The 16,147-nt window shown below is 76.0% G+C and carries 13 protein-coding genes; 3 read left to right on the forward strand and 10 right to left on the reverse strand.

The annotated features are described in order from the left end of the window. The first annotated feature begins 99 nt into the window (after nt 1–99). Together V1L54_RS12370 and V1L54_RS12375 are read left to right on the forward strand one after the other, a co-directional pair. Nucleotides 100–3,048 carry an AfsR/SARP family transcriptional regulator gene (locus V1L54_RS12370; protein WP_330118009.1) on the forward strand — a complete coding sequence of 983 codons (2,949 nt, stop codon included), beginning with the start codon at nt 100–102 and terminating at the stop codon, nt 3,046–3,048. A gap of 750 nt (nt 3,049–3,798) precedes the next feature. Continuing rightward, nucleotides 3,799–4,431 (forward strand): DUF4360 domain-containing protein, encoded by a 633-nt coding sequence (locus V1L54_RS12375; RefSeq protein ID WP_330118010.1) that lies wholly within the window; start codon nt 3,799–3,801, stop codon nt 4,429–4,431. Nucleotides 4,432–4,544: 113 nt separating this feature from the next. Here V1L54_RS12375 and V1L54_RS12380 read toward each other — a convergent pair whose 3' ends face one another. The 3 genes from V1L54_RS12380 to V1L54_RS12390 form a co-directional block, all read right to left on the reverse strand. Next, on the reverse strand, nt 4,545–5,306 hold the full coding sequence (locus V1L54_RS12380; RefSeq protein WP_330118011.1) for a sigma 54 modulation/S30EA ribosomal C-terminal domain-containing protein: 762 nt from the start codon (nt 5,304–5,306) through the stop codon (nt 4,545–4,547). 119 nt (nt 5,307–5,425) lie between these two features. Continuing rightward, nucleotides 5,426–5,929: an SRPBCC family protein gene (locus tag V1L54_RS12385; RefSeq protein WP_330118012.1), complete on the reverse strand. Its 504-nt coding sequence runs from the start codon at nt 5,927–5,929 to the stop codon at nt 5,426–5,428. Between the two features lie 291 nt (nt 5,930–6,220). Continuing rightward, nucleotides 6,221–7,231, reverse strand: a complete 1,011-nt coding sequence (locus tag V1L54_RS12390; protein ID WP_330118013.1) for a GlxA family transcriptional regulator — start codon at nt 7,229–7,231, stop codon at nt 6,221–6,223. Nucleotides 7,232–7,301: 70 nt separating this feature from the next. Between V1L54_RS12390 and V1L54_RS12395 the strand changes: the two genes are divergently transcribed. Then, entirely contained in the window at nt 7,302–8,603 is a 1,302-nt protein-coding gene (locus V1L54_RS12395) for an MFS transporter (protein WP_330118014.1), read from the forward strand. A 76-nt stretch (nt 8,604–8,679) separates the two neighbouring features. On the opposite strand, the gene V1L54_RS12400 is transcribed toward V1L54_RS12395, so the two are convergent. From V1L54_RS12400 to hypA, 7 genes are all read right to left on the reverse strand, one after another. Further along, nucleotides 8,680–9,516, reverse strand: coding sequence for an AfsR/SARP family transcriptional regulator (locus V1L54_RS12400; protein ID WP_330118015.1), 837 nt, complete (start codon nt 9,514–9,516; stop codon nt 8,680–8,682). A gap of 303 nt (nt 9,517–9,819) precedes the next feature. Then, the gene (hypE, locus tag V1L54_RS12405; RefSeq protein ID WP_330118199.1) at nt 9,820–10,809 is read right to left on the reverse strand and encodes a hydrogenase expression/formation protein HypE; all 990 of its coding nucleotides are present in this window, start codon (nt 10,807–10,809) and stop codon (nt 9,820–9,822) included. 127 nt (nt 10,810–10,936) lie between these two features. Then, entirely contained in the window at nt 10,937–12,091 is a 1,155-nt protein-coding gene (gene hypD, locus V1L54_RS12410; RefSeq protein ID WP_330118016.1) for a hydrogenase formation protein HypD, read from the reverse strand. Continuing rightward, nucleotides 12,088–12,417: a HypC/HybG/HupF family hydrogenase formation chaperone gene (locus V1L54_RS12415; RefSeq protein ID WP_330118017.1), complete on the reverse strand. Its 330-nt coding sequence runs from the start codon at nt 12,415–12,417 to the stop codon at nt 12,088–12,090. Before V1L54_RS12415 ends, hypD begins: the two co-directional genes overlap by 4 nt. A gap of 57 nt (nt 12,418–12,474) precedes the next feature. After that, the gene (hypF, locus tag V1L54_RS12420; RefSeq protein ID WP_330118200.1) at nt 12,475–14,859 is read right to left on the reverse strand and encodes a carbamoyltransferase HypF; all 2,385 of its coding nucleotides are present in this window, start codon (nt 14,857–14,859) and stop codon (nt 12,475–12,477) included. Nucleotides 14,860–14,921: 62 nt separating this feature from the next. Continuing rightward, complete coding sequence (hypB, locus tag V1L54_RS12425) at nt 14,922–15,722, reverse strand: hydrogenase nickel incorporation protein HypB (RefSeq protein ID WP_330118201.1); 801 nt, start codon at nt 15,720–15,722, stop codon at nt 14,922–14,924. Continuing rightward, nucleotides 15,722–16,129 (reverse strand): hydrogenase maturation nickel metallochaperone HypA, encoded by a 408-nt coding sequence (hypA, locus tag V1L54_RS12430; protein ID WP_330118018.1) that lies wholly within the window; start codon nt 16,127–16,129, stop codon nt 15,722–15,724. Before hypA ends, hypB begins: the two co-directional genes overlap by 1 nt. Between the last annotated feature and the right edge of the window lie 18 nt (nt 16,130–16,147).

Here is a 16,147-nt window from a genome sequence, read left to right on the forward strand (position 1 = left end):
TCATGGTTGCCCGGAACGGCGGTAATCGGCCAGCCTCGCGACGACATGTCGCAAAAAGAGCCCCGGCGGCGGGCACCGGGAGCCGCTAGGGTCCGGCGGGTGGAGGCACACAGCGCCGACGAAGTGACGTTTCGTCTTCTGGGGCCGGTGCGGGCGTGGCGCGGCGGTGCGGAGCTCGAACTCGGCCCGCCCCAGCAGCGGGCGGTACTGGCCGCGCTGCTGCTGCGGCGGGGACGCCCGGTCACCGCCGGGAAACTGGCGGACGCGCTGTGGGGCCACCGCCCGCCGCCGGGCGCGGCCGCGACTGTGCGGTCGTACCTGTCCCGGTTGCGCACGGCGCTGGAACCGCGCCGGCCCGCCGGGCGGCCCGCGGTGCTGCTGGTCTCCACCCCCGCCGGTTACGTGCTGGACGTCCCGCCCTCCGCCGTGGACCTGGAGGTGTTCGAGCAGCGGGTGGCACGCGCCCGGCGGCTGCGTTCCGAGGGCGACCCGGCCGGGGCCGGGGAGCTGCTGCGCCGGGCCCTGGAGTCCTGGCCGGGTACCCCGCTGGCGGGAATACCCGGACCGCTGGCCCACGCCGAGCGCGCCCGCCTCGACGAGCGGCGCCTGGCGGTGCTGGAGACCTCGCTCGAGGTCGGTCTGGAACTGGGCCGCCACCACGAACTGGTGGCCCGGCTGCGGGCGCTGTGCGCCGACCATCCGCTGCGGGAGGGGCTGCGGGAGCTGCTGATGCTGGCCCTGTACCGCTGCGGACGGCGGGCGGAGGCGCTGGAGAGCTACCAGGACATCCGGCGCGTCCTGGCCGCCGAGCTCGGCGCCGAGCCGGGCCCCGCGCTGCGCCGTACGCATGCCGGGCTGCTGGCCGCCTCCCGGGCGCCGGACGGCACCGTCCCGGCCGGCGGTACGGGTACCGGGCACACCGGCGGTACGGCCCGGCCGGCCGGCGAAGGGCCGGCCGCGGACGGCCGCGCCGGGACGGCCGGTGCGGCGCGCCCCTGCCAGCTGCCCGCCGCGCTCACCACGTTCGCGGGACGGGAGGCCGAGCTGGCCCGGGTCCACGCGCTGCTCCCGGCGGGCCGGGAGCCGTCCACCGTGGTCATCAGCGCCATCGGCGGGATGGCCGGCATCGGCAAGACGACACTGGCCGTGTACTTCGCCCACCGGATCGCGGACCGCTTCCCCGACGGGCAGCTCTACGTCAACCTCCGGGGTTTCGATCCCGGCGGCGCCGCGCTGGACCCCGCCGAGGCCGTCCGCGCCTTCCTCGTCGCCCTCGGGGTCCCCCCGCAGCGCCTCCCCGCCGACGCCGCCGGGCAGACCGCGCTCTACCGCAGCCTGCTGGCCGACCGCAGGGTGCTGATCGTCCTGGACAACGCCCGGGACTCCCGGCAGGTCCGGCCCCTGCTGCCGGGCACGGCCGGCTGCCTGGTCATCGTCACCAGCCGCGACCAGCTGGCGGGTCTGGTCGCGGCCGAGGGCGCGCATCCGGTGCCCCTGGACCTGCTCTCCGACGAGGAGGCCGAGCAGCTTCTGGCCCGCCGGATCGGGCGGGAGCGGACGGCGGCCGAACCGGAGGCGGTGCGGGAGATCGTCCGGCGGTGCGCGCGGCTGCCGCTGGCGCTGGCCGTCGTGGCCGCCCGGGCCGCCACCCATCCGCACTTCGGGCTGCGCGCCATCGCCGAGGAGCTGCGGGAGGGCCACGGCGGTCTGGACGCGTTCGCCGGCGGCGAGGCGGCCGTCGACGCCCGGGCGGTCTTCTCCTGGTCCTACCGCGCGCTGCCGCCCGACGCGGCCCGGCTCTTCCGGCTGCTGGCGCTGCACCCCGGTCCGGAGATCTCCGTCTCCGCGGCGGCCGCCCTGGCGGGGCTCGAACCGCGCCGGGTCCGGGCACCACTGGCGGCGCTGACCGATGCCCATCTGCTGGTCCAGCGCGCACCGGGCCGCTACAGCTGCCACGACCTGCTGCGCGTCTACGCCGCCGAACTGCTGGACGGGGCCGACAGCGGGGCCGAGCGGCGGGCGGCGCTGCGCCGCATGTTCGACCACTACCTGCACACCGCGTACGGCGTACTGGCGCTGTTCCATCCGCAGCGCGACACGATCGAGCTGCCCGAGCCGGTCTCCGGGGCCGTGCCCGAGGTGTTCGGCGGCCGGCGACAGGCCATGGCCTGGCTGGAGGCCGAACGGCAGGTGCTGGTCACCACCGTCTCCCGGGCCGCCGCCACCGGGTTCCCCGCGCAGTCCTGGCAGCTCGCCTTCACCCTCGACCTGTTCCTGGACCGGCTGGGCCACTGGCATGCCCAGCACACCGTCCAGCGCGCCGCGCTGGACGCCGCCCGCGGTGCCGGGGACCGGCTCGGGGCGGCGTACGCCGAACGCGCGCTGGGCTTCGCCTGCATGCGCCTGGAGCGGGGGCAGGACGCCGCCCGGCACCTGCACGCGGCGCTGGAGGCTTTCGCCGGGCTCGGCGAACCGTTCGGACAGGCCCGGACGCACCGTCTGCTGGCCTTCGCGGCCAACCGCGACAAGCGCCACCAGGACGCGCTGGAGCACTACCGGCGGGCCCTCGAGCTGTACCGCGGGGCCGGCTACCGCAGCGGCCGGGCCAGCGTCCTCAACGAGATCGGCTGGACCCACATCCTGCTCGGCGAGCACCAGGAGGCGCTGGAGCAGTGCGCGCGGGCGGTCGCGCTGCACCGGGAGACGGGCGACCGCAACGGGGAGGCCGCCGCGCAGGACAGCCTCGGCTACGCGCTGCACCATCTGGGGAGGTACGAGGAGGCCCTCGGCTGCTTCGACCACGCGCTGCGCCTCTACCTCGACCTGGGCGACCGTTATCTGCAGGCCGACACCCTCGTCCACATCGGGGACACCCGGCAGGCGGCGGGAGACCGGCGGGCGGCCCGTTCGGCCTGGCGGCGGGCCCTGGACATCCTGGAGGGATTCGACCACCCCGACACCGAGGAGGTCCGGGAACGCCTGCACCGGCTCGGCCCGGAGGGGCCGGAGGCGGACGGGACGGCAGCGGCGGACGGAACAGGACGGTGAGCGGGCGAGCCGTCCCGGCCGGGAGGCGTACCGCGGGCCGGTGACGGCGGCCTCGCACGCGTACCGGCGGAGGTCCCGCGCGGGGTGCGTCCGGTTCGCACCGCCGCGGCACCGGCGCCGTGCCCGGCGGGCTACACGGATGCCGCGTCCGGCCCGGGGCACGGCACTCCCGGCTACGCTGGTGCGCGCACGCCCCGGCTCCCCGGGCGGTCCGCAAGGCCTCGACCCCACCGCCCCGTTCCCGAAGAAGCCGCGGAGGATCGCCGTCCATTTCAAGCCATCGCGCATGTGCCCGGCACACGGGAGGCCGGCCGTGTCCGGAAGCCCGCCTCCGCACAACGGGTGATGAAGCACCCGCCGCCGGCGCTCCGCCCCCTTCCGGTGGTCCTTCTCCCCCGGTCACCGCCCGGACCGGGGAGGCCGGTTTACGCCTGTCGGGGCAAGGCACCCGTCCCTACACTGGGAGCGCTCCCACAGCAAGGGTCCGAAGGCCGGCCCGCACCGGACAGTGCAACGGCCTTCACGCAGAGTCGCATCACCACCCCGCCAGCCGCACCTTCGCGGAACGGCGTCCTTCCCCCGAGGCGACGCGGTTCCGGATGTGCTCTCCGCGAGCGAGCCGGCGTACGGCCGGGCTCCGGGAAGGCCGTGGTCCAGCGGAGTCGGGAAGAGCCGGCACACCGTGTCCGAGCGCGTCCCCGGTACGGCGCGGGGTCCTCCGCCACACCCGTACGACCGATTGGAGACCCCATGCTCGGTGTTCTTGCCGCCGGCGGAACCGTCGCGGCGTTATCCGCCTCGCTTCTGTCCCCCCAGGCCGCCCCCGCCGAGACCACGGCGCCGCCCGCGGGCGCGGCGATCGAGGTCGCGACCGTCAACGGCTCGGGGTGCCCGGCCGGGACGGCCGGGGTCACGGTCTCGGGCCGGGACTCCTTCACCGTGACCTACGACGACTACCTCGTCCAGGTGGGCCCGGTCGCCACGCCCACCGAGTTCCGGAAGAACTGCCAGATCAACCTGGAGATCGCGGTCCCCGCGGGCTACACCTACGCCATCTCCGGCGTGCAGAACCGCGGTTACGCCTATCTGCAGCCGGGGGCCAGCGCCCTCCAGCAGACGACCTACTACATCCAGGGCAGCGCCGGGACCGTGACCACCTCCCAGGAGTTCGACGGTCCGTACCGGAGCTCCTGGAGCACCACGGACTCGCTGGGGAGCGACGAGCTCGTCTGGGCTCCGTGCGGCCAGCGGCGGAACCTCAACATCAACACCGAACTGCGGGTGTACAGCGGATCCTCGTCGAAGGACGCGGTCAGCTTCATGGCGATGCGCTCGACGAGCACCGCGGGCAGTTCCTTCGACATCGTCTGGAAGCAGTGCTGACCCCCGCCGGATGACGCACTCGCGCGGGGAACGGAGCGCCGGGCGGACAGCCGCGGGCGCGCCACCGCCCGCCCGGCCGGACCGAGGGTCCGGCCGGGCGGGCGGCCCCCTCCTCAGGCCGCCGGGGTGATCAGCCCGTAGTCGCCGTCGTGGCGGTGGTGGAGCAGATTGCCGCGCCCGGTGGCGGTGTCGACGAAGAACACGAACGGCAGTCCGGTCGCCTCCAGCCGCCAGGCCGCCTCCTCCACGCCCATGCGGGGTGCCGGGGTCCCGCTGACCTCCAGCGCCACACCCGGCGGGTGGTCGGCCGGCAGCGGCACCGGCAGGTCCCCGCGGGCCCGGGCCAGCCGGTAGCCGCCGGCGGCGGTCCGGTAGACCACGCTGTCGACACCCGAGACCGCGTCGGTGAACAGGTGGAAGTCGTACTCCAGGGCCTCCAGCTCCTCCACGGCCTCCGCCGGTGTCAGGCCGGGAGGGCCGAAGGACCGGTGGCGCACGATCCGGCGTCCGGTCACCGGGCGCGGCCGGCCGTACGGCGCCCGGCCGCGGTGCGGCCTGCCGTGGTCGCACACCCGGGCCAGCCGGCCCGCCAGCCGGTCCCGCAGCAGGTCGATCGCCTCGGGCATGGTGTCCGCGGCGACCTGGGCCCGCACCAGGTGCCCGTTGACGTCGACGTTCACCTGGGCGACCGCCGGCTGCCGGACGGAGGTGCCCGGTGCCAGGCTCAGCTTCACCCGGGTGTCCAGGACCGGCTCCCTGATCTTGCCCAGGACCGCCAGCACCTTGGCGCGGGCGTACTCCGCCGTGCCGCCGGGCACGTCACCACGGGTCTCCACCCGGACCGGGGGGACGGGACGCGTCTGCGATCGGTTCATGGTCTCCTCCTGCCGTCGTGGCACGTCCAGCTTTCCCGCCGGGTGATCGATCGCAGGAGGGCCGAAGGTCCCGCCGCCCGGTGCCGTCCGTCCTCACCGCCCGTACCGGACGGTCCCGGTCACCGCCCGGCGGGAGCGCGGCCGGCCCGGGCGTGCATCTCGCGAACGGTCGCCGCGAGCGCCCGGCGCATGTACGCCCGCCACAGCGGGGCCACCGCCAGCCGGACGGGAGCGCGGCGGAACCGGCGCGGACGGAACGCGTACGTCCACTCGATCGCGGTCCCGCCCCCGGCGCCCGGGGCGAGGCGCCACTCACCCCGGGCGCCGTGGACGGCCCAGCCCAGCAGGCCGGTGAACCCGCTCACCTCGTAGCCGAAGAAGGACGGCGGCTGGTGGTCGGTGATCCGCTCGTGGACGACGCTGCCGTCGGAGAGTACGGGCCTGCGGCTGACCCCCACCCGGTCCCACGGCCCGGTCTGGTCCCGGACGGCGGTGACGGCCGGCAGCGGGCCGAAGCCGGTGAAGATCAGCGGGAGTTCGACCCCGACCGCGACGGGGAAGGCCGCCGGCGGTTCGACGGAGGCGGTTTCGCGGACGGTGACGGACACGGGGCTCGGCGCCATGGCCGGCTCCTCTCGAAGGTGAGTTGACGTTGTCAACAATCCTAGGGATGCAGAGTTGACGTTGTCAACAAATCTCTCCGGAAGAACGGACCCACGGCACCGGACGGCCGGGCCGCGCGGACCCGCGGGGCACTGCCGGGCACAGCCGGGGAGCCGCCGGGGAAGGACGGACTCGACGCCCTCGCCCCGCGTGCTCCGGGAGCCGCCGCGGGGATGAGCCGCGGCGCGGCGTACCGGCGCTTCAGCGGCGAGGACGATCCACCGGCGGCCGGTGAGCCGGAGGCGCCGCCGTCAGGACGGGCCCGCCGCCGGACCCCGGAAGGTGGCGCGGTAGGCGGTGGGCGTCACACCGAGCGCCTGCTGCATGTGCCGGCGGAGCGAGACCGCCGTGCCGAAACCCGCCTCGGCGGCGACTTGGTCGACGGACAGATCGGTCTCCTCCAGCAGCTGGCGGGCGCGTACGATGCGCTGCTGGACGAGCCACTGCCCGGCGGTGACGCCCGTCTCCTCCCGGAAGCGGCGGGTGAAGCTGCGCACGCTCGTGGACTCCCGGGCGGCCAGCTCCTCCAGGGTGACGGGGCGGCCGAGGTTCTCCAGCGCCCAGGCGCGGGCGGCGCCGGTGGAGGACCGCCGCGGCTCGGGCACGGGGCGCGGGATGTACTGGGCCTGCCCCCCGTCGCGGTGCGGCGGTACGACCGTGGTGCGGGCCACCGCGTTGGCGACGGCCGCGCCGTGGTCGCGGCGGATCATGTGCAGGCACAGGTCGATCCCGGCCGCCTCCCCGGCGGAGGTGAGCACCTCGCCCTCGTCGGTGTAGAGGACGTCCGGGTCGAGCCGGACCGCCGGATACACCCGCCGGAAGCGCTCGGCCGACTTCCAGTGGGTGGTGGCCCGGCGGCCGTCGAGCAGCCCGGCGGCCGCGAGCACGAAGGCGCCGGTGCAGACCGAGGCGATCCGGGCGCCCGGCCGGACGCGCGCGAGGGCGTCGGCGAGCGGGGCCGGCAGCCGTCCCTCCCCCACCTGACCGTCCTCGTCCCCCTCCGTCCCGTGCGCGGCCGGGACGAGCACCGTGTCGGCCTCCGCCAGAGCATGCGGACCGTGCGCCACGTACACGGAGAAGTCCGCGGTGGTGCGGACTTCTCCCGGCTCGGGCGCGCAGGTGACGACCTCGTACAGCGGTGCGCCGTCGGCTCCGGCGGCCGCGCCGAACAGCTGGTGGACCAGGCCCAGTTCCATCGGCAGCAGACCGTGGCGGACCAGGACCGCCACCCGGTGCCGCCCGGTTCCCGTGAAGATGTCCATGGCCAGATCCTTTCACATGTCGTCCATCCGGCCACTCGTCGGCGCGGGAGCGGCCGAACAGCATGGGCGTATGACACAGACGATCACGACTCCGTCCGCCACCCGCGGCGGGCGGGTGCACCGGGCCTGGTGGATCGCCGCCGCGGCCGCGCTGACCGTCATGGCCGCGGGCGCCTTCAGCACCATGCCCGGTCTGCTGGTCACCCCGCTGCACCGGGACCTCGGCTGGTCGCGCGGCTCGATCGGGTTCGCCGTGTGGGTGAACATGGCCGTCACCGGGCTGGTCGCGCCCTTCGCCACGGCCCTGATGGACCGGTTCGGGCTCCGCCGGGTGGCCGCGGGCGCCCTTGTCGCCGTCGGCGCCGGCGCGGCGCTGACGGCGGTCATGACCCAGCCCTGGCAGCTGACGCTCTACTGGGGGCTCCTGGTCGGTCTGGGCTGCGGTTCCGTCGCGATGGGCTTCGCGGCGGTCGTGGTCCAGCGCTGGTTCGGCGCGCGGCGCGGCCTGGTCACCGGCATCCTGACGGCGGCGGGCGTCTTCGGGCAGTTCGCCTTCCTGCCGCTGCTCTCCCGGGGCATCGACCGGTACCAGTGGCGTCCGGTCACGGTGACGGTGGCGCTGGCCGCCCTGGCCCTCGTCCCGCTCGCCTGGCTGCTGCTGCGCGACCATCCGGCCGACCTCGGCCTGCGGCCCTACGGGAGCGGCCGGCCCGTCCCCCCGCCGGCTCCGGTCCCGGGCGCCGCCCGGCACGCGGTGGCGGTGCTGCGCGCGGCGGCCCGGACCCGTACGTTCTGGCTGCTCGCGGGCACCTTCGCCATCTGCGGCGCGTCGACCAACGGCGTCATGTGGACCGGCTTCGTACCCGCGGCGCACGACCACGGCATGCCGACCACGGTCGCGGCCGGGCTGCTCTCGCTCATCGGCGTCTTCAACGTGGCGGGCACGGTCCTGTCCGGCTGGCTCACCGACCGCCACGACCCCCGGCTGCTGCTCTCGTGCTACTACGGGATGCGCGCGCTCTCGCTGGTGTGCCTGCCGTACCTGCTCGGGCCGGAGGCCCACTGGCCCCTGATCGCCTTCGTCGTCTTCTTCGGGCTGCTCGACGTGGCCACCGTGCCGCCGACGATCGCGCTCTCGGCCGTCCGGGAGGTCTACGGGGAGCGGAGCGGCGCGATCGTGTTCGGCTGGACACTCGCCTTCCACCAGGTGGGCGCCGGGCTGATGGCCTTCGCCGGCGGCCTGCTGCGGGACTCCCTCGGCTCCTACGACCTCGTCTGGTTCGGCTCCGCCCTGCTGTGCGCGGTGGCGGCCCTGCTGGCGGCGGCGATCGGCCGGCCCGGCCCGGCGGCCGGAGCCGGGAAGAGCGGATGAGCGCCGGGACGTCACCGGCCCCTGTCACCCTGCCCCCTGTTCCCGGCCGCCGGGCCGGCGCCGCGGTGCCGGGTGGTCACCGGCCCGTCGGCAGCGGCCGGAGCCCGGGGGCCGAGCGCTGCGGGACGACGGCCCGCAGGGTCTCGCGCGGGCAGACGCTCCCGTCCGCCAGGAGCGACCGGTGCGCGCGGCGCAGCCCCTCCCCGGGGCCGGCGCCCCGCTCGGCGCGGAGCCGCAGGCTCATGTCCCGGTAGGCCCGGAGGGCGGCGCCGGGATCACCCTCCAGGCACAGCGCGCACATCAGCAGCTGGTGGAGGCGCTCCCGCAGCGGATGCTCGGCGAGCAGTCCGCGCAGTTCCACGACGGTGCCCTGGTGCCTGCCCAGGGCCAGGGCGGTCGCGAGCCGCCCCTCGTGGAGCGTGAGGCGTATCTCCGCCGTCCGCCGCGACTCGCCGAGCAGCGTCAGGGAGGAGGACGCCCCCGCCGCCGGGAGGGGGTCCCCCCGCCAGAGCCGCAGGGCCGCGTGGAACAGCTCGAGGGCCCTCACCAGGTCCTCCTCGCACAGTGCCCGGGCGGCGGCGGCCCGCAGATCCACGACCTCCAGGAAGTCACACTCCCCGGGGGCCAGACCGAGGCGGTAGGCGCCCGACTCGTACGCCAGCCGGGCGTCACCGCCGGGGGTGGCCCTCCGCAGGATCCGGCGGATCCGCCACACATAGGTCTGGATGTTGGCCGCACCGGAGGCCGGTGCGCCGTCTCCCCACAGGAACTCCCTGATCAGAGGGGTTCCGACCGGCCTGCCCTCCCATAACACCAGCAGCGCCGCCAGCAGTGCCGGTTTCGTCCCCGTCACCGGCAGGACCGCGCCGTCGTCCGTGATGACCTTCGGCCGGCCCAGGATCTCGATTCTCAACAGGCACCTCGTCGGCGGGGGAAGCGGTCGTCGGTGTGCGGGAGCGGCCGGGCCGCGGACGGCGCCCCGCGGGGCCCGGTGGATCCTCGCCCCGCTGTGCCGCCGGTGGTGCCGGGGACAGGTCCCCGCCCGGGAAGATACCGCTTGCCCGCCGGCTCCTCCGCGGGACCGGCGAACGTGTCCGGACACCTGCCGGGACATGCCCGTCCGGGGTGCGGGAGTGCCCGTTTCCGGCCCGGCCGGCCCGGTCGGCGCCATCGGGGGCGGCCGGGCCGGCCGGGCCGGTGGGGTGCCGGGCGGGGGTCAGCAGATGCGGGGCAGCTGCTCGCCCAGCGGCAGGTCCACCACCCGGGTGCCGCCCAGCCCGGTGCGGGCCACCACCGTCCCCGGGTGGTCCGCCACGCACTCCCCGATCACGGCGGCGCCGGCGCCGTGCGGGTGGGCGCGCATCGCGGCGAGGACGGCGTCGGCGTGCTGCCGGGGGACAAAGGCCACCAGCAGTCCCTCGTTGGCCACGTACAGCGGGTCCAGGCCGAGGAATCCGCAGGCGTTCGCCACCGCCTCGGGCACGGGCAGGTCGCGTTCGGCGAGGACGACGCCGGTGCCGGAGGCGGCGGCGATCTCGTTCAGCGCGGCGCCCAGTCCGCCGCGGGTGGGGTCGCGCAGCGCGTGGATGTCCGGGGTGACCGCCAGCATCGCCTGCACCAGGCCGCCCAGGGGAGCGGTGTCGCTGCAGATCTCCACCCCGAACTCCAGGCCCTCGCGGACGCTCATGACGGCCACCCCGTGCAGCCCGAGGGGCCCGCTGACGATCACCGCGTCGCCGGGCGCGGCACGCTGCGGGCGGATGTCGACGCCCTCGGGGACCAGTCCGATCCCGGCGGTGTTGACGTAGACGCCGTCGCCGTGGCCGGCGTCGACCACCTTGGTGTCGCCGGTGACGACCGCGACGTCCGCGGCCGCCGCGGCGGTGCCGATCGCCTGTGCCACGCGGCGCAGGACCGCCATGTCGGTGCCCTCCTCGACGATGAGCGCGCACGACAGGAAGGCGGCCCGCGCGCCGCTCATGGCCAGGTCGTTGACCGTGCCGTTGACCGCCAGATCGCCGATGCTCCCGCCGGGGAAGAACACCGGCCGCACCACGTAGGAGTCGGTGGACATCGCCAGCCGGGCACCGCCCAGTGACACCTGGGCGCAGTCGCCGAGCGCGGCCAGCGTCTCGTTGCCGTAGGCGGGGACGAGGAGGTGCTCCACCAGTTCGGCGGAGAGCGCCCCTCCCCCGCCGTGTCCCATGACGACGACCGGGTGGTCGCGCAGCGGGGCGGGACAGGACCAGTTCGCCGGGTCCGCCGGCGCGGGGTCGCCGGCCGACGCCGGCGCGCAGGGACCGGTGTACGGGTCGGTGTAGGGGTCGGTGCCGTCAGCCAACGGAGGTCGCCTCCTTCGCCGTGTCCCCGGCGGTGCTCCCGGCCGTCGTTCCCGCCGGGCGGTCCAGGCGCCGGTAGAGGTGGTAGGCGGCGCAGGCGCCTTCGCTGGAGACCATGGTGGCGCCCAGCGGGGTGCGCGGGGTGCAGGTGGTGCCGAAGGCGGCGCACTCGTTGGGTTTGATCAGGCCCTGGAGCACCTCGCCGCTGCGGCACACCTCGGACTCCCGGGCCGTCAGCTCCGTGACGGAGAAGCGGTGTTCGGCGTCGTACTCGCGGAACGCCCCCGCCAGCCGCCAGCCGCTGCCGGGGATCACCCCGATGCCGCGCCAGGCCCGGTCGGTGACCTCGAAGACCTCCTGGAGCATCCGCCGGGCGGCGGGGTTGCCGGCCTCCCGCACCGCGCGGGGGTAGGCGTTCTCCACCCGGTGCTCACCGCGTTCGAGCTGGTGGACGGCGCGGCGTACGCCCTCCAGGATGTCCAGCGGTTCGAAGCCGGTGACCACCACGGGGACCTTGTGGCGCTCGGCCAGGGCGGGGTACTCGGCGGTTCCCATCACGCTGCACACGTGGCCGGCGGCCAGGAACGCCTGGACCCGGCAGTGCGGCGCGTTCATGATCGCCTCGATGGCGGGCGGCACGCGCACGTGCGAGACGAGCACGCTGAAGTTGCGGATGCCGCGCCGCCGCGCCTCGTGGACGGCCATCGCGTTGGCGGGCGCGGTGGTCTCGAAGCCGACACCGAAGAAGACCACCTCCTTCTCCGGGTGCCGCCGGGCGATGTCCAGGGCGTCCAGCGGCGAGTAGACCACCCGTACGTCGCCTCCGGCGCCCTTGACGCGGAACAGGTCGCGTTCGCTGCCGGGCACCCGGAGCATGTCACCGAAGGAGCAGAAGACCACCCCGGGGCGGGAGGCGATCTCCAGCGCCTTGTCGATCATCTCCAGGGGTGTCACGCAGACCGGGCAGCCGGGGCCGTGGATGAGCTCGACGGTCTCGGGCAGCAGCTGGTCGATGCCGTGGCGGATGATCGAGTGGGTCTGGCCGCCGCAGACCTCCATCATGGTCCAGGGCCGGGTGACGGTGGCGTGGATGTCCTCCAGGAGCCGCCGTGCCAGCGCGGGGTCGTTGAACTCGTCGATGTACTTCACCGGTTGCCCTCCTGTACCGCCGGTGCGGCGGCGGGCTCCGGCCGGTCCTCCGCCCCGGCCTCGGCCGCCGCGCGCTCCCAGGCGTCGCCGAACTCCTCGTCCAGGAGTCCGAGTTGTTCGAACAGCTCCAGCGAGGCCCGGGCCGACTCCTCGTCCAGCCGCTGGAGCGCGAAGCCCACGTGGACGATCACGTACTCGCCCGTCTCCACCTCGGGCAGGTAGGCGAGGCACACGTCCTTCTCCACGCCGCCGAAGTCGACCCGCGCCATGCGCGTGCCGTCCCGTTCCTCGATCCCGGTCACCCTGCCGGGCACCGCCAGGCACATACGTGTTCTCCGTCCGTCGTCGTGGGTGTTGTGGGTGGGGTCGGTTCCGCCGCCGGGTCACGGGGAGCCGGCGCGGGCCGCCACCAGGAGCTGCCCGAGGGCCAGTCCGCCGTCCCCGGGCGGCACCCGGTGGTGCCGCAGCACCGTGAACCCGGCCGCGCGCAGCCGCCGTTCGCACTCCTGGTCCAGCAGCGCGTTGGCGAACACCCCGCCGGTCAGGGCGGCGAGGGTCGTGCCGGTCCGCCGGCGCGCCAGCCGGCAGGCCGCCTCCACCGCTTTCGCCACGGCCCGGTGGAAGCGGGCGGCGATCACCGGGGGCGGGGTGCCGGAGCGCAGGTCGGCGACGGCGGCGCGCAGGACGGGGGCCGGGTCGAGCAGTGCCGGGAGTCCGTCGCCGCCGGGTGCGGGGCGCAGCGCGAAGGAGTAGCCGGGGCCGCCGTCCGCCCAGACGCGGGCGGCGGCGGCCTCCAGGGCGACGGCGGCCTGCGCCTCGTGGCCGGCCCGGTGGCACAGGCCCACCAGGGAGGCCATGGCGTCGAACAGCCGTCCCATGCTGGAGGTCGGTACGCAGGCCAGGCCGCGCTCCAGCTGCCGGGCGAGGACCCGGCGCTCCTCGGGCGGGCAGGCGGCCGTGCACGGCAGGTCCGCATCCCAGGGCAGACCGGCGGAGCGCAGCTGGGACAGTGCCATCCGGCAGGGGTTGCCGACGCCGGCGTCGCCGCCGGGCAGCGGTACGTACGCCAGGTGGGCCAGCCGGCGGTGGCGGGCGTAGTCGGCCAGCAGCACCTCGCCGCCCCAGACGGCGCCGTCGTCGCCGTGGCCGGTGCCGTCGAAGGCGACGCCGATGACGGGGGCACCGCCGTCCAGCCCGTTCTCGGCCATGGCGGAGGCGATGTGGGCGTGGTGGTGCTGGACCAGGCGCGGCGGTGGTCCGCCGGCGGCGCGGGCGCGGGCCCAGCGTGTGGACCGGTAGCCGGGGTGGCGGTCGGCGGCCAGCACCTTCGGGTCGACCCCGGTCAGCGCCCGCATCCGCCGCTCGGCGCCGTCCAGGGCCCGCAGGGCGGCCGGGTCGTCCAGGTCCCCCAGGTGCGGGGCGAACCAGGCGGTTCGGCCCTCGCCCAGGCACAGCGCGTTCTTCAGGTCTCCGCCGGCCGCCAGCGCGGGCAGCAGGGGCACGGGCAGTTCGACCGGCTCGGGGACGTACCCGCGGGAGCGGCGGAGCACGACCTCGCCGCCGTCCGGGCGGACGCGCACCACGGAGTCGTCGCAGGGGAAGGCGATGGGCCGGTCGTGCCACAGCCAGGCGTCGGCGATGCCGGCCAGCCGGTCCAGTGCCTCGCGGTCGTCGGTCACGATGGGCTCGCCGGAGCGGTTGCCGCTGGTCATCACCAGCACCGCCGGTCCGGGGGCGTCCCCGGGCAGGCCGAGGAGCAGCCGGTGCAGCGGGGTGTAGGGCAGCAGCACTCCCACGTCGGGGCTGCCGTCGCAGACCCCGGGGGCCAGCGGGCCCGGCCCGTGGTCGGTGCGGCGGCGCAGCAGCACGATGGGGCGGCGGCGGCCGGTGAGGACGCGGCGCTCGGCGGCGTTGAGGCGGGCGAGGCGGGCGGCGGTGCCGGGGTCGGGGCACATCACCGCGAGGGGCTTCGTCCCGCGCGCCTTGCGCTCGCGCAGGGCGGCGACGGCGGCGGGGTTCGTGGCGTCGCAGGCCAGGTGGTAGCCGCCGAGGCCCTTGACGGCCACGACCGCGCCGTCGGCCAGCAGCCGGCGGACGGCGGCGAGTGCCGCCGCGCCCTCGGCCGCGGGCCCGCCCGGGGTGCCGGGCGAGCCGGAGGTGCTGCCGGCGGGGGTCAGCCGCAGCCGGGGGCCGCAGTCGTGGCAGGCGACGGGCTGGGCGTGGAAGCGGCGGTCGGCGGGGTCGGCGTACTCGCGGGCGCAGGCCGGGCAGAGGGGGAAGGCGGCCATGGTGGTGGCGGCCCGGTCGTAGGGCAGCGCGGTGGCGATGGTGAACCGCGGGCCGCAGTGGGTGCAGGTGATGAACGGGTGACGGTGGCGGCGGTCGGCCGGGTCGGCCAGCTCGCGCAGGCAGTCCGCGCAGGTGGCGGTGTCGGGCGGGATCCGGGTACGGCCCTCGCCGCACTGCGAGGGCCGGATGGTGAACTCCGCCTCCGGCCGCGCGGTGCCCAGGGGTGGCACGGTCTCGCAGGTCACCGAGGAGACCACGGCCAGGGGCGGGGGCCGCTCCGCGACGCGGCGGCAGAACGCCTCCACCGCGTCGGCGCCGCCCTCCACCTCGGCGACCACGCCGCCGGCGGTGTTGGCCACATGCCCGGTCAGGCCCAGTTCGCGGGCCAGGGTGTGGACGTAGGGGCGGAATCCCACGCCCTGGACGGTGCCGCCCACCGTGACCCGGCGGCGGACCGTGCCGGGCCCGGGGGCCGCCACCTGGTCGCGGTGGGCGGCGGTGGCCGTCACGGTGGCGCCCGCGCCGCTGTCCTGCGGGGCCGTCACCGGACAGGGGCTCCGGTGCCGGGGCCGGGGCCGGTCTCGGGGTGCGGGACGCCCGGCGCGTGTCCGTGGTCGTACGGGTGCGCGTGGTCGTGCCGGTGCTCGTCCAGATGCCGGGCCGCCAGCGGCGGCCGGTGCGGCGGTTCCCCCTCGCACACGGCCAGGATCCGCTCCAGGAGCTCGTCCGCGCCCCGGCCGGTGCGGGCGCAGGTGGGCAGCACCGCCACGCCCGGGTTGACCTGCCGGACGTTCCCGGCGAACGCCTCGGCGTCGAAGCCCGCGGCCCGGGCGAGGTCCGTCTTGGTGAGGACGACCAGGTTCGCCAGGCCGAAGGCCGTGGGGTACTTGAGCGGCTTGTCCTCGCCCTCGGTGACCGACATCAGCGCCACCCGCAGGGTCTCGCCCAGGTCGTAGGCGGCGGGGCAGACCAGGTTGCCGACGTTCTCCACGAACAGCACCCGGGTGCCGTCCGGCAGCCAGCCCGCCAGGTGCCCGCGCAGCTGCTCGGCCTCCAGATGGCACAGCCCGCCGGTCAGCACCTGCTTCACCGGCGCCCCGGACCGGGCCAGCCGCCGGGCGTCGTTCTCGGTGGCGAGGTCGGCGGTGAGCGCGGCGACCGGCACACCGCGCCCGGCGGCCCGCGCCAGCAGGAGCTCCAGCAGGGCGGTCTTGCCGCTGCCCGGGCTGGACAGCAGGTTGACGGCGGCGGTCCCGCGGCCGGACAGCCACGCGCGCAGCGTGTCCGCCAGCCGGTCGTTCTTCGCCAGTACGGCCTGCTTCAGGTCGACGGTCCGGCACATCACGCGCTCTCCCTCTGCCGTGCGTCCCGCCGCTCCGGGCGGTCCCCGGGGCAGCCGTCGCCTCCCGGGAGGGTCACATCGGCGATCTCCAGTTCCCGTCCGGCCACCAGCTCCACCGCCGCGCCCCGGCAGCCGGGGCACCACAGCCGCGGTGGTGTGCCCGGGGCGAACTGCCCGGCGCAGTCCCCGCAGCGGGCCCGGGCGGGCACCTCCTCGACGACGAGTGCGGCGCCGGCCAGCGCGGTGCCCTCGGTGACCACCTCGAAGGAGAACCGCAGGGCGTCGGGAACCACCCCCGACAGTTCACCGACCCGCACCCGCACCGACTCCACCGAGGCGGCGCCGTGGCGGCGGGCGGCGTCCTGTGCGCTCTCGGCGACGGCGGCGGCGATCGACAGCTCGTGCATGGGGCGTCACGCTAGCCA

It is taken from the genome of Streptomyces rubellus (genome assembly GCF_036323805.1).
Lineage (GTDB): Bacteria > Actinomycetota > Actinomycetes > Streptomycetales > Streptomycetaceae > Streptomyces.

What these genes read in the sequence shown, in the direction of transcription:
- V1L54_RS12375 (WP_330118010.1), top strand. Translation starts at nt 3,799, where the DNA reads ATGCTCGGTGTTCTTGCCGCCGGCGGAACCGTCGCGGCGTTATCCGCC.
- V1L54_RS12380 (WP_330118011.1), bottom strand. Translation starts at nt 5,306, where the DNA reads ATGAACCGATCGCAGACGCGTCCCGTCCCCCCGGTCCGGGTGGAGACC.
- V1L54_RS12385 (WP_330118012.1), bottom strand. Translation starts at nt 5,929, where the DNA reads ATGGCGCCGAGCCCCGTGTCCGTCACCGTCCGCGAAACCGCCTCCGTC.
- V1L54_RS12390 (WP_330118013.1), bottom strand. Translation starts at nt 7,231, where the DNA reads ATGGACATCTTCACGGGAACCGGGCGGCACCGGGTGGCGGTCCTGGTC.
- V1L54_RS12395 (WP_330118014.1), top strand. Translation starts at nt 7,302, where the DNA reads ATGACACAGACGATCACGACTCCGTCCGCCACCCGCGGCGGGCGGGTG.
- hypE (WP_330118199.1), bottom strand. Translation starts at nt 10,809, where the DNA reads ATGGGACACGGCGGGGGAGGGGCGCTCTCCGCCGAACTGGTGGAGCAC.
- V1L54_RS12415 (WP_330118017.1), bottom strand. Translation starts at nt 12,417, where the DNA reads ATGTGCCTGGCGGTGCCCGGCAGGGTGACCGGGATCGAGGAACGGGAC.
- hypB (WP_330118201.1), bottom strand. Translation starts at nt 15,722, where the DNA reads ATGTGCCGGACCGTCGACCTGAAGCAGGCCGTACTGGCGAAGAACGAC.
- hypA (WP_330118018.1), bottom strand. Translation starts at nt 16,129, where the DNA reads ATGCACGAGCTGTCGATCGCCGCCGCCGTCGCCGAGAGCGCACAGGAC.